This is a genomic window from Streptomyces naganishii JCM 4654 (genome assembly GCF_014650575.1).
Classification (GTDB): domain Bacteria; phylum Actinomycetota; class Actinomycetes; order Streptomycetales; family Streptomycetaceae; genus Streptomyces; species Streptomyces naganishii.
The window spans coordinates 153,019-165,455 of record NZ_BMVF01000013.1; the positions used below are offsets into that span (position 1 = coordinate 153,019).

The following is a 12,437-nucleotide window of genomic DNA, read 5'->3' on the forward strand; positions in this document are numbered from 1 at the left end:
GAAAGCGGTCCTGGCGACTCGGTCCGGGCTTGCGGCGCTGGGGCCGACCTACCGGCTGGGCATGCCTCTTGACCGGTGTTCTCACATCCAGTCAGCCCGGAAACTAACTGATCATGAATCATCCTGTCAATCGTGACGGCGGCATTCGTTCGCGGTCGACCGCGGTCAACCGCGGTCACCCGCGGTCAACCGCTGGGCGTCGTGGGGCCAAGGAGTTTCCAGCCGGACTGCCAGGGCCAGCCGTTGGCCGCGTTGAGGCTGATGTTGAGGAAGGCGAGGTGCTCCAGTGCGCGGGCCGCCGCGAGCGGTCCGGCGTCGACGGGGCGGTAGCCGATGGCTTCGAGAAGGGCCGCGACGGTGTTCTTGGCCTGCTCGTCGTCTCCGGCGTAGAACCCGTCCAGCTGCGTGCCGTCGATCACCGGGTCGGCCTGGTGGGAGGCGAACACCGTGTTGAACGCCTTGACGACGTGCGCCCCCGGAAGCCGCTCGGCGGTCTCCTCCGCGCCGGAGCGGTCGGTGACCGCGAGCTGAGAGCCGTCCGCGGTGAGGGGGTTGGTCGCGTCGATGACGAGCTTGCCGGTGACCGCGTCCGCGATCTCCCGGGCGACGTCGGGGATCGCGCCGTAGGGGACGGCGAGGACGGTGGCGTCCGCCTCACGCGCTGCCTCGGCCGTGCCGGCCGCCGCCGTGCCTCCGACTTCGTCGGCGAGGGCGCGCGCGTGCGCCGTGTCGGTGGCACTGACGGTGACGGTGTGGCCGGCCCGGACGACGCCACGGGCCACGGCGCCGCCGACGTTGCCGGCTCCGATGATCGCGATGTGCACGGCGGGACTCCTTGCTTGCGGTGGTGTCAGTCGGCCGCCGCCGGGTCGCCGGCGGCGCGGTGGTGGTCCTCCAGCGCCGGATACGAGCGCTGTACGTCCGATGAGTGCTTCGAGTGCTTTGAGTGCTTCGAGTCCTTGAATCTTGCGAGTCCTTCGTCCTGCGTCTGCGAGTCCTTTGAGTCCATGCAGCCACATACGTGGCCGAAGCGCCCCGCGGGAGGGCCCGACCGGTGGACACACGGTCACCGGGGCGCCCGTGGCACTCGGCCGACCCGCCTCTCAGGTCCGCGCCGCGGCGACGGCTCGTTCGGCGGCTTCGCGCAGGATCCTGACGCCGGCGTCCAGCGCCTGGTGCTCCTCGGCTGTCATGGCCGGCTCGTGCATCTGCTGGACGCCGCCCGCGCCGAGAACGCTGGACAGGGAGAGCGTGACCTCGTGGGCGGCGGAGTAGGCCGCGACGGGCAGCACCGCGCGTTCGTCGCGCAGGACCGCCTCGACGAGCCGGGCGGAGACCGCGCCGATGCCGTACTGGCTGGCGCCGGTGCCCTCGATGATGGTGATGTTGGCGTAGCGGATGCCGTCGTCCACCTCACCGCGTACCTCCTCGACCGATTGGCCGTCCCGGCTCAGCAGGTCGGTGACGGGGATGCCGCCCACGCTCGCGGAGGACCACAGCAGCACCTCGGAGGTGCCGTGTTCGCCCACCACCAGAGCCTGCACGTCCCGCGCCCGGACCCGGAGGTGGTCCGCGAGCAGGCCGCGAAAGCGCAGAGTGTCGATGAACGTGCCGGTCGAGAAGACCCGCTCGTGCCCGGCCAGGTGACGGGTGAGGTCGGCCAGCGGATCCGGTGGGTCGGTGACCACCATGAGCACCGCCTCCGGAGCGACCGCGACCACCCTCGGAACGATGTCCGCGAAGACCTTGGCGTTGGTCTCCAGCAGCCGCAGGCGCCCCTTGGGGTCGGAGCGGTCGGTGGCGCCGCCGGCCTTCTCGTTCACCCCGGCGGTGATCACGACGACCGCTGCGCCGACGAGGTCGTCGTAACCGCCCGAGCGCAGGTCGACCCTCGGTGACAGGGGCGCCGCGTAGCGCAGGTCGGCGGCCACGCCGTCGGCGCGGGCGGTGTCGCGGTCGATCAGCACGATCTCCCTGCGACTGCCGCCGCGTTCGACGAGGGACAGGGCGGTGGCCGATCCCACCGCGCCGACCCCCACGATGCCGACCTTCATCGGGAACCCCTTCCTTTTCCCACCGTATGGCCCGGTCCCCACGCTCGCCACCGACAAGGTGTTGCCCGTCCGGGCGGACCGTGCTGGTCCGGGGTGGTTTCCCCCGGGCGGGCGCGTCGGGCGACGGGAAACCCGTCGACCGCGGGGCGGCCCGGCGGGGAGGGTGTTGCCGTCAGGACCGAGTACGACCTGCGGTGACGCAGGGGAAACGCAAGGGGGAAACCGATGCGCAAGATGATCCGCGGGGCCGCCGCGCTCGCGACCGCGGCCGCCGCCGTCGTGGGCCTGAGCGGGGTGGCCGACGCCAGGCCCGCCGACCCCTGGGCGGGCTGCCCGGACGGGGCGGTCTGCGTCTACCCGCAGGACCAGAACCCGGCGGTGAGGCCGAGCCTGGTCTTCTACAGCTACGGGCCGCACAACCTCACCAACCAGTACGGCCGCCACTGGGTCCTCAACAACCAGTACGGCGGTGCGACCGCCGCCCTGTGCACCGGCTCGGGCGGCGTGGGCTGCGGCAGCCGGATCGCGCAGGGCACGGGCGTCTACGCCGACCTGACGCCGGTCAACTCCATCACCCTCTACCGTCCGTAGCCGTCTCCACTGCCACCCCGCGAACGTCTGACCGAGCGGGGTTCGGCGAAGGGGCGTCCGGGACCGGCCCGCCGGTTCTGGACGCCCGTCGTCTTCCCGCCGCCGCGCACGCATCGTGACGCGGCGTCCCCACCACGGCAGTAGCCTGGGCCCGCGCCGTCTCACGGCCTGGGCACGCTTGCCATGGGGGACCTCTTGGGAGAGCCGCAGCAGGAAGCCGGCACCGGACACGGACACGAAGCGGAAGCGGCGGCGCCGGCCACACCGCCCTTTCCGCGGCAGTTGCGCCGATTACGTCAGCAGCGCGGTCTGTCGCTGGCCGAACTGGCCCGGCGGACGCACTACAGCAAGGGATATCTGAGCAAGATCGAGACGGGCGCGAAGCGCGCGACCGCCGACGTGGCCCGGCGCTGCGACGAAGTCCTCGACGCAGGGGGTGAGTTGCTGCGGCTGGCCGGAGAGGCGCACCAGGCGCGCGGCGGCGACGACGTCCCGGGCGCCGCCTGTCCCTACCGGGGGCTGTCGGCGTTCACCACGCGGGACGCCGACCGGTTCTTCGGCCGGGAGCAGGCTCTCGCCGCACTCGTCGAGCACCTCTTCAGCAGGGTCGGCGAAGGCCCGTTGATGGTCGTCGCACCCTCCGGTGCCGGCAAGTCCTCGCTGATCAACGCGGGTCTCGTGCCGGCGCTGCGGCGGCCGGGCGGCTTCCCCATGGCCGGCGCCGACCGCTGGCCGGTCGTCGGCCTCACCCCCACGGCACGTCCGCTGGACGAACTGGCCGAGCACACGGCCAAGGCCCTGGGAACAGACCCGCGCCTGACCGGCCAGGAGGTGGCGGACCGGCCCGACGCCCTGCTCAGGGCCGTACGGGCGCACTCGGGCGGCGACCGGGGCGACCGCGGTACGCCACCGCCCGCCCGACTGGTGCTGCTCGTCGACCAGTTCGAGGAGCTGTTCACACTGTGCTCCGACGAGACCGAGCGGCGCGTCTACGCCCGCGTGCTGTGCGCGCTGGCCGCCCCGCCCGCATCGACGGCGTACGACTCCGCGGTCGTACTCCTGGGCGTACGCGCCGACTTCTCCGGCCGGTTCCTCGAACTGCCCGAGCTCGCACCGGTGTTCGCCGACGGCCTGCACGTCCTGCCGGCGATGACCACGGCGGAGCTGTGCGCCTGTGTCACCCGCCCCGCCGAACTGGCCGGTCTCGCCCTGGAACCGGGGCTCCTCCCCCTGCTCCTGCGCGACGCCGGGGTCACGGGTGAGCCCGGTGCGGAACGTGTCCGGGCCGGCGTCCTGCCCCTGGTGTCCCACGCGCTGATGGCCACCTGGCGGGAGCGCGAGAAGAGCGTGCTGACCGTCGCCGGCTACGAGCGCACCGGCGGCATCCAGGGCGCCGTCGCGCGTACCGCCGAGGACGCCTTCGCCCGGCTGCATCCGGCCGAGCAGAAGACCGTCCGGCGCATCCTGTCCCGGCTGGTGCACCTCGCCGACAGCGCCGACGGGACCGGCGTCACCCGCAGGCGGGTCGGGCGTGACGCCCTCGCGGCGCGGCCTGCCGACGCGGACGGCGCCGCGAGGGCGCTCGACGCCTTCGTGCGGGCCCGCCTGATCACCGTGGACAGCGACACCGTGGAGATCACGCACGAGGCCCTGCTGCACAGCTGGCCCCGGCTGCGCGAGTGGATCCGCTCCGACCGGGCCGCCCTGCTGAACCGCCAGCAGCTCGCCCATGCGGCCGCCGAGTGGGAACGGGAAGGCCGCGACCCCAGCGCGCTGTACCGGGGGGCCCGCCTGGAGGCCGTGGGGTCCCTGACCGGGGACGAGGACAGCCGCATCGGGCCCCTCGATCCCACCGAGGAGGCCTTCCTGCACGCGAGCCGCCGGGAGGAGCTGGCCCGGCGGCGGCAGGCGCGGCGCCAGGTGCGGTCGCGGCAGGCGCTGGTGGCGTTGCTCGTCGTCCTGCTCGGCTGCGCCCTGGCGGCGGGGGCGCTGGCCTTCCGGCAGCGCGGCCGGGCACTGGCCCAGGAGCACACGGCGCGGGCGCAGGCCCTCGCCCTGCAGTCCACCCTGCTGGCGGCCGGCCGCCCGGAGGCGTCGATGCTGCTCGCCGGGGCCGCCTACCGCGCCGCCCCGACCGCGACGGCCCGCGGGGCCCTGCTCAGCATCCAGGCCCAGCCGTTCGTCGCCCGGCTCGGCGGGCACAGCGGCGCGGTCAACGCGGTCGCCTTCGCGCCCGGCAAGCGGCTGCTGGCGACCGGCAGTTCGGACGGGACGGTCCGCGTACGGCGCCTGTCCGACCGCCGTACGATCGCCACCCTGGCCGTGACCGGCCGCGTCCGCTCGATCGCCTTCGGCCCGCAGGGTGACACGGTGGCCGCGACCGACTCCGAAGGGGTGGTACGGCTGTGGAGCTGGGGCGCGGCCAGGCGGGCCGTCACCGTCCTGCCCGCGGACACCCGGGGCGCCCGCGCGGTCGCCTTCGCCCCGCGGGGGCGCACCCTGGCCGTGGCCGCCGGCGCCGTGATCGACCTGTGGGACACGGCCGGGCAACCCCGGCTCCTCGCCCGGCTGACCGGCCACACCGGCCGCGTCGACGCCCTGGCCTACGCCCCGGACGGCCGCACCCTCGCCTCGGGCGGCACGGATCGCACCGTACGCCTATGGGACACCGGCCGGACGCGCCCCCTGGCGGTGCTGCGCGGCCACACCGGCGAAGTGCTCGGCCTGGCCTTCGCGCCCGACGGCCGCGGCCTGGCCAGCGGCTCGGTGGACCGGACCGTACGGCTGTGGGACGTCGGTGAGCGCCGCACCACGGCGACGCTCACCGGGCACAGCGACGACGTCAACGCGGTGACCTACACACCCGACGGCACGACGGTGATCAGCGCGAGCGGGGACGGCACGACGAGACTGTGGGACGTCCGGAAGGGACGGCTCCTCGCCACGCTGGCCGGACACACCGACTACGTGATGTCCGCCGCGGTCGATCCCACTGGAGCGCTGCTGGCCACCGGCGGATTCGACCACTCCGTCGTCCTGTGGGACCTGCGCGGCCGCCTGCTGGCCGCACGCCCCTTCACGGAGGTGTCCAGGATCGCCTACCGCCCCGACGGCCGGGTCCTGGCCGCCGCCGACGCCGATCACGCCGTAGGACTGTGGGACCTGGCGCGGCGCACCAGAGGGGCGGTCCTGACCGGGCATCCCGAGAGCGTCACCGCCGTGGCGTGGGCGCCGGACGGCGCGACCCTGGCCTCGGCCGGCTCGGACGGCGCCGTACGGCTCTGGGACGTCGCGGCGCGCCGCACGCTCGCCACCCTCACCGGGCACCGCGGGGCCGCGTTCGCGGTGGCCTTCGCGCCCGACGGCCGCACCCTGGCCTCGGCGGGCGCCGACGGCACCGTCCGCCTGTGGGACGCCGCCGCGGGCCGTCCACTGGCCGTCCTCACCGGTCACACGGACTTCGTCAACGACGTGGCCTTCAGCCCGGACGGTCGCACACTCGCCGGCGCCGGCGACGATCTGACGGTACGGCTGTGGGACGTGCGCACGCACCGCCGGCCGGCCACTCTGAGCGGTCACACCGGCGCGGTCCGGGGCGTGGCCTTCAGCCCCGACGGCCGCACGCTGGCCAGTTGCGGCAACGACGGGACGGTACGGCTGTGGGACGTGGCCCGGCGCCGGCTGGACGCCTCCCTGACGGGACACACCGGGTCGGTGCGCGCCCTGGCCTTCTCACCGGACGGGCGGCTCCTGGCCAGCGGCGGCAGCGACCGCACCGTACGCCTGTGGGACGTACCGGGCAGGCGGCCCTGGGCCACGCTCACCGGGCACACCAACGCGGTGTCGGGCGTGGCCTTCGCCCCGGACGGGCGGACCGTGGCGAGCGCCGGCAACGACGGGACCGTACGCCTGTGGGACCTGGACACGGGGGCACGGCTGGCGGAGATCGGCTGGCTGTGCCGGGGCATCGACCCGGGCACGCGCCGGGAACTGCTGCTCGGTACGTCCCTGTCCGGGGCCGCCGCGTGCGCGGGGCCGTGAGCGACGGCCCCGCACGGCGGGGTTTCCCGGCCGTTTCCCGTTGCCTGTCGGGAGAGGTCCGTGCCGGTGCCTGGGCCGGCGGGGCGGTGGGCGAAGTCCGTGTCGGCGGCGACGGGTTCGGAGCCGTACGGGTCAGCCTGTACGGCGTCCCCGTCCGCGCCGCCGCGCGCGACGGCTCGAGGGTCATCTGACGTGCTCGGCGGGGCGGGTGGCGGTGTGCAGCAGGTGCTCCAGGGGGCCCCGGCGGAACCGGTGGGTCCACAGGGTGGCCAGGACCATGGCGGTCGCGACGAAGGCGAAGAGGACCGTCAGGGCGGAGATGCCGTCTTCCCCGACCGCGGGCACATACCAGACGTCGCCGAAGAACCACAGGGCGATGATGTGCAGCACGTACACACTCAGCGCGGTGCTGCCGACCGCGGCGACGGGCCGGGCCAGCCGGGTCAGGCGCGGCATCCGGTCGGCGACGGCCAGGCACACGACGACCGCGCACAGGGCCACGCCCGTGTTGCCGACGATGGAGAACGTCGTCTCGCTGTGCGGCGCGGCCACCAGGAGCCACGCGGGCGGAACGCGGCCCTGCGGCTCGCCGGCCGTGTCGGACCACCAGGCCGACGAGGCCGAGCCCGCGCCCGTGGCGGACGCGACGGCGGGCAGGGCGTGCGGGACGAGGTGCAGGGCGAGCCAGGAGCTGCCATAGCCGAGCGCGGCGAGCGCACCGCCGGTGAGCACGAGACGAGGCCTGGTGCCCGGACGGGTGAGGTCAAGCCTGGCCACCGCCATGCCCGCGACCAGGAAGGGGAACCAGGTGAGCGCCGGGTAGTTACCGGTGAACAGCAGGTCGGCCAGGCCGCCGGTGCCGCCGCCCTCGAGGGACGCCCTGACCAGGTACAGGATCTGGGGCAGGACCAGGGCGCCGCCGGCGGCGACGAGCGCGAGTGCGGGGGCTCTGAGGCGGTGGAGCGGCAGCGCGGTGAGGAACAGCAGCCCGTAGCAGCTGAGGATCACGTTGACTTCGGTGTCCAGGGCGGTCAGCGCGTAGCCGAGGATCAGGAGCACGAGGGCGCGGATGGCGACCCGGGCCACCGCCTGGCGGCCCGCGCGTCCGGTACGGGGACGCGGGCGGCCGGTGATGATCATGAGGGAGAAGCCGGCGAGGAACGCGAAGAGCGCGGAGGAGCGGCCGCTGGCCGTCTCCAGCGCGAACCCCACCGGGCCGCCGACCGTGACGTCGGGACCGACGTGGACCGCGTACATGCCGAAGACGGCGATCCCCCGGGCCAGGTCGATGCCGACCAGCCGCCCCGGCGAGGGGCGGCGGCCGCCGGGGGCGGGGGCTCGGGCGTCCACGAGCGACGGTGCCCGGTCCCTCACCTGGGTCTCCACTGTGCGGGTCATACTTCATGTGTTCACACGCGGGGCGCCCGAGCCAGCCCGGCGGCTGTCCGGAATGACCCCGCCGACCGGCCGCAATCACCCCGGCCGAGCGGCGCCGGTGGACCGGCCGCCTGGCACGGGCACGCCGCGCCGGCCGGCACGAGTGGAGCCGGCCGACTGACGGGGGTGCGACCGGCCGAGCGGCGGGGGTGCATCTGGCCGACTGACGGGGTGCGACCGGCCGACCGGCGGGGGTGCGCTTGGCCGGCCGGCGGGGGTGCGCCCCGCCGACCGGATGGGTGCGCGCCGCCAACCGGCGGGAATTCCGCTCGTACGGCCTGTGCGGTCTCCCCCGCGGGTACCCATCGGGCGGCGGGAGTGGCGGCCGGCCGCCGACGACGAGCGGAGCGCAGGTGATCCGGGTACTGGTGGTCGACGACGAAGCCCTGATCCGTACGGGCTTCACCCACATCCTCAGCGCGGCGGACGACGTGCGGGTCGTCGCGGCGGTGCCCGGCGGCGAGGCCGTGGCCACGGTACGGCAGTTGCGGCCCGACGTCGTGCTGCTCGACATCCGCATGCCGGACGTGGACGGGCTCACCATCCTGGCCGAGCTGCGCCGGCTGCCGCAGGCGCCCGTGGTGGCCATGCTCACCACGTTCGACGCGGACGAGTACGTGACGACCGCGCTGCGTTCGGGCGCCGCCGGGTTCCTGCTCAAGGACACCGACCCCGAGCAGCTGCCCCATCTGGTGAGAACGCTGGCCCAGGGCGGGACCGTGCTCTCGTCCGAGGTCACCCGCCGGGTCGTGGACGGTTACCTCGACCACGGCGTCCGCGACTCGGCCTCCGCCCGTCTCACCGCACGGCTGAGCGAGCGCGAGCGTGCCGTCCTCGTCCTCCTGGCCGACGGACTCGCCAACACCGACATCGGTGAGCGCCTGCACCTGAGCACCGGCACCGTCAAGGGCCACGTCACCAACGTGCTGGCGAAGCTCGAGGTCGGCAGCCGGGTCCAGGCGGCGCTGATCGCCGAGCGCGCGGGTCTGCTCACCCCGCCGCCGGACGAGGACGCGCGGTGAAGCTCCGCCCGCCCTCGGGCCTGCTGCTCGACACCGCCCTCGTGGCCTTCGCGCTGGCGGACGCGTGGGCGCACGTCGACCTGGCGGACCGGCCGGCGGCGGCGTGCGGGCTCCTGGGCGCCCTCGCGCTGACGCTGCGCCGCCGCCTGCCGCTGACGACGTTCCTGCTCACCCTGCCCACGGCGCTGGTCACGGACTCGGTGGTCGCGCCCATGGCCGCGCTCTACACGCTCTCCTCGCTGAGCCGGCACCGCCTGCTGCTGGGCGCCTGCGCACTGACGTACGCCGTCACCGACTTCATGCCCTGGCCGTGGTCGTCCCTGAACGCCACCGAGCTGTCCCAGACGAACAACCTCTTCCACCTCAGCTACACCCTGGCCACCGCCGCCGCGCCCGTCTTCCTGGGCCAGCTCGTCCAGGCGCGGCGCGAACTGTCCCTGCGGCTCGCCGAGATCTCCGAGGCCCGCGAGCACGAGCGGCTGCTGACCGCGCAGAGCGTGCTGGCGAAGGAACGGGCCCAGCTCGCCCGGGAGATGCACGACGTCGTGTCCCACCAGGTCGGCCTCATCGCCGTGCAGGCCGGAGCGCTGCAGGTGAGCAGCCGCGACGCCGAGACGAGGAAGGGGGCCGCCACGATCCGCAGGCTCAGTGTGCAGACCCTGGAGGAACTGCGGCACATGGTCAGCGTGCTGCGGGCTTCCGGCAGCCGGCCCACGGAACTGACCCCGCAGCCGTCCCTGGCGGACTTGGAGCGCCTGGTGGACGCCAGCGGCATCGAGGCGAAGCTGGAGACCGACCTGCCGGCCGAACTTCCGCCTCCGGTGCAGCGCGCCGTGTACCGCACCGTGCAGGAGGCGTTGACCAACGTGCGCAAGCACGCTCCGGGCGCCGCGGCGACCGTCCGGGTACGGCACCGGGACGGCGTCGTCCGCACCACGGTCACCAACACCGCGCCCACCCGGCCCGCGTTCGTCCTGCCGAGCGCCCACCACGGCCTGGCCGGCCTGTCCCAGCGAGCCGAACTCCTCGGCGGCACGGTCACCTCGGGCCCGACCCCCGAGGGCGGCTACGAACTGAGCCTGGTCCTGCCCATCGACCGAAGCCGCTGAGCGGAACGGGCGCCAACCGCGCGGTCATCCGGGCGAACGGACCGACTCCAGCGCCTCGTTCAGGTTGTGTTCGGCGATGCCCGCCATGAGCTCCCGGTCGGGGAAGTCTCCGTCGAGCAGTCTCAGTGGGCCCGCCGTCAGCGAGAGCCGTTGTGCCAGCGTGTAGAAGCGGAGCCTGTGCTGGTCAAGTCCGTCGGCTTCCAGGCGCTCGTACCGCTCGTCGAAGCGGATCCGCAGGAAGACGTGCTCCCACTCGACGTCGAAGTACATCGCACCCTCGATGTCGATCAGGACGGGCCGCCCCTCCGGGTCCACCAGCACATGGTCGGGGCCCAACTCGCCGTGCACCAGCGAGTACCGCGACCGTGGCCGCACGGTCCCCGCCAGATGTCGCAGCCGTTCCTCCAGCCGGTCGTGTGCGCCCCCGATCCGCGGGTCGCGTGCGGCCGCCTCGGCAAGGTCGCGCAGCGCACGGTCCAGGACGACCTCCTCGCACGACGTCCCGCGTGAGGCCGCGCCCGCGTCCACCACGGCCACCTTGCCGAAGGCGGGAGCCCGGTGGCCTCGCATCGCCTCCAGGGAGTCGCGGAGCCGTTCCATGACCGGGGCCGCCGCCGCGGGGTCCTGGGCGAGGAGCGCCTGCAGGCTCTCGCCCCGGAGGTCCTCGACGATCGCGAGGTCGGCCGGGCAGTGGGCGCCCTCGCGGTCGACGAGGCGGAGCGCCGGGACGCGGACTCCGAGTGCGTCGAGCCGTGCGTGCGCGGCCTCGAACAGGTCGAGCCCGAGACCCGGCGAGAACGGGTCGGCCGGATCGTGGTCGCCTTCCGCCGCCGGCCAGTAGTTCTCGTCCTCCGCCCACAAGTACGCGACCGCTGTCGTCCCGTCGTCCATCACCAGGCGGTAGACACCCTTCTTGCTGCCGCCCGCCAGAGGCTCCACCCCTTCCAGCCGCCGCCCCGGGCCCAGCGCCGCCCGCGCCGCACCTGCCAACTGCTCCCGCCTCACCGCGTCGAGCACCACGCCCCCAGCCACCGCCTCTCCAAGAGGACAACTCACGCACCCTAGTTGGGCACCGGCGCGCCTGACGCTTTCGGACCAGCGCCCCCACGATCACGACCTGGTCGAAGAAAACAGGTGGCCGGTGCGGGCCGGGACTGTCAGGATGCCCGGCGATGGCCTCCCACTCGTACCCCTTCCAAAGCCCTGCGTTCGATCCCCTCGGCACCGCCGCCCGTGACGCCTTGAACGGCCTGGCCGTCGGCGACGCCTTCGGAGCCCAGTTCTTCGTCCCCGGCAACCTCGCCGCTCTGCGTGACCGGCACCTGCCTGACGCACCCTGGCCGTGGACCGACGACACCGAGATGGCCTGCTCCATCCACCAACTGCTCGAGCAGCGGGGCGAGGTGGACCAGGACGCACTGGCCCGTTCCTTCGCTGGGCGGCACGACTTCGACCGCGGTTACGGTCCCGCGATGAACCGCCTGCTGCGCCTGGTCCGCCAGGGCGCCGACTGGCGTGAACTGGCGGCCGGGCTGTTCGACGGGCAGGGCTCCTGGGGCAACGGGGCCGCGATGCGCGTCGCCCCTCTGGGCGCCCGTTTCCCGGGTGATCCGGAGCGCGGGGCCCGGCAGGCCGCCATGTCCGCCGAGGTGACCCACACGCATCCCGAGGCCGTCGCCGGGGCGGTCGCCGTCGCCGCCGGCCGCGCCGCGCACCGCCGCGAAGAACCCGTGGCGGGCGCGGACCTGCTCGCCACCGTTTTGGACTTCGTCCCGCCCAGCCGGGTACGCGACGGCATCGCCGAGGCCCGTACGCTCCTGGACCAGCCCCACGTCGAACTCGCCGCTCACGTTCTCGGCAACGGACGCCAGGTCAGCGCCATGGACACGGTCCCCTTCACCCTCTGGTGCGCCGCCCGCCATCTGACCGACTACGCGTCCGCCCTGTGGGCCACGGCCTCGGCCGGCGGCGACGTCGACACCACCTGCGCCATCGTCGGCGGCATCGTCGCCTCCCGCGTCGGCACCGAGAACATCCCCACCACCTGGCGCCACCACACCGAACCCCTGCCGACCTGGCTACGCTGACACCGGCCCCACGCACGTCCAGGTTCGGTTCCGCCCCCTGTTCAGCAAGGTGGGGCCGTGGGCGTCGGCCCCGGACCGGGCCGTCCGGGCCGCTAC

Annotated in this window: 9 protein-coding genes; 5 read left to right on the top strand and 4 right to left on the bottom strand. The window is 74.2% G+C overall.

Going from position 1 to position 12,437, the window contains the following annotated elements:
• Positions 1 to 185: 185 nt before the first annotated feature.
• Both IE217_RS23550 and IE217_RS23555 read right to left on the bottom strand, forming a co-directional pair.
• The gene (locus IE217_RS23550; protein ID WP_268249168.1) at positions 186 to 1,019 is read right to left on the bottom strand and encodes an NADPH-dependent F420 reductase; all 834 of its coding nucleotides are present in this window, start codon (positions 1,017 to 1,019) and stop codon (positions 186 to 188) included.
• Positions 1,020 to 1,103: 84 nt separating this feature from the next.
• Positions 1,104 to 2,054: a lactate/malate family dehydrogenase gene (locus IE217_RS23555; RefSeq protein WP_190179909.1), complete on the bottom strand. Its 951-nt coding sequence runs from the start codon at positions 2,052 to 2,054 to the stop codon at positions 1,104 to 1,106.
• Between the two features lie 225 nt (positions 2,055 to 2,279).
• Between IE217_RS23555 and IE217_RS23560 the strand changes: the two genes are divergently transcribed.
• On the top strand, positions 2,280 to 2,645 hold the full coding sequence (locus tag IE217_RS23560; protein WP_190179910.1) for a hypothetical protein: 366 nt from the start codon (positions 2,280 to 2,282) through the stop codon (positions 2,643 to 2,645).
• Between the two features lie 183 nt (positions 2,646 to 2,828).
• Entirely contained in the window at positions 2,829 to 6,686 is a 3,858-nt protein-coding gene (locus IE217_RS23565; RefSeq protein WP_190179911.1) for an nSTAND1 domain-containing NTPase, read from the top strand.
• A 183-nt stretch (positions 6,687 to 6,869) separates the two neighbouring features.
• On the opposite strand, the gene IE217_RS23570 is transcribed toward IE217_RS23565, so the two are convergent.
• On the bottom strand, positions 6,870 to 8,084 hold the full coding sequence (locus tag IE217_RS23570) for a DUF418 domain-containing protein (protein ID WP_190179912.1): 1,215 nt from the start codon (positions 8,082 to 8,084) through the stop codon (positions 6,870 to 6,872).
• Between the two features lie 392 nt (positions 8,085 to 8,476).
• On the opposite strand from IE217_RS23570, the gene IE217_RS23575 reads away from it, so the two are divergent.
• Together IE217_RS23575 and IE217_RS23580 are read left to right on the top strand one after the other, a co-directional pair.
• Positions 8,477 to 9,145, top strand: coding sequence for a response regulator (locus IE217_RS23575; RefSeq protein WP_190179913.1), 669 nt, complete (start codon positions 8,477 to 8,479; stop codon positions 9,143 to 9,145).
• A complete protein-coding gene (locus tag IE217_RS23580) occupies positions 9,142 to 10,254 on the top strand; it encodes a sensor histidine kinase (RefSeq protein WP_190179914.1) in 1,113 nt (370 codons plus the stop codon). The genes IE217_RS23575 and IE217_RS23580 overlap by 4 nt, the downstream gene beginning before the upstream one ends.
• Positions 10,255 to 10,278: 24 nt before the next feature.
• Here IE217_RS23580 and IE217_RS23585 read toward each other — a convergent pair whose 3' ends face one another.
• Positions 10,279 to 11,259 carry a phosphotransferase family protein gene (locus IE217_RS23585; protein ID WP_190179964.1) on the bottom strand — a complete coding sequence of 327 codons (981 nt, stop codon included), beginning with the start codon at positions 11,257 to 11,259 and terminating at the stop codon, positions 10,279 to 10,281.
• A gap of 167 nt (positions 11,260 to 11,426) precedes the next feature.
• Here IE217_RS23585 and IE217_RS23590 point away from each other — a divergent pair, with 167 nt between their 5' ends.
• Positions 11,427 to 12,341: an ADP-ribosylglycohydrolase family protein gene (locus IE217_RS23590; protein WP_190179915.1), complete on the top strand. Its 915-nt coding sequence runs from the start codon at positions 11,427 to 11,429 to the stop codon at positions 12,339 to 12,341.
• Positions 12,342 to 12,437 lie beyond the last annotated feature (96 nt).

Excerpts from the sequence above, each read along its gene's own strand:
- IE217_RS23550 (WP_268249168.1), bottom strand. The coding sequence starts at position 1,019 with ATGTGGCTGCATGGACTCAAAGGACTCGCAGACGCAGGACGAAGGACT.
- IE217_RS23565 (WP_190179911.1), top strand. The coding sequence starts at position 2,829 with ATGGGGGACCTCTTGGGAGAGCCGCAGCAGGAAGCCGGCACCGGACAC.
- IE217_RS23570 (WP_190179912.1), bottom strand. The coding sequence starts at position 8,084 with ATGACCCGCACAGTGGAGACCCAGGTGAGGGACCGGGCACCGTCGCTC.
- IE217_RS23555 (WP_190179909.1), bottom strand. The coding sequence starts at position 2,054 with ATGAAGGTCGGCATCGTGGGGGTCGGCGCGGTGGGATCGGCCACCGCC.
- IE217_RS23590 (WP_190179915.1), top strand. The coding sequence starts at position 11,427 with ATGGCCTCCCACTCGTACCCCTTCCAAAGCCCTGCGTTCGATCCCCTC.
- IE217_RS23560 (WP_190179910.1), top strand. The coding sequence starts at position 2,280 with ATGCGCAAGATGATCCGCGGGGCCGCCGCGCTCGCGACCGCGGCCGCC.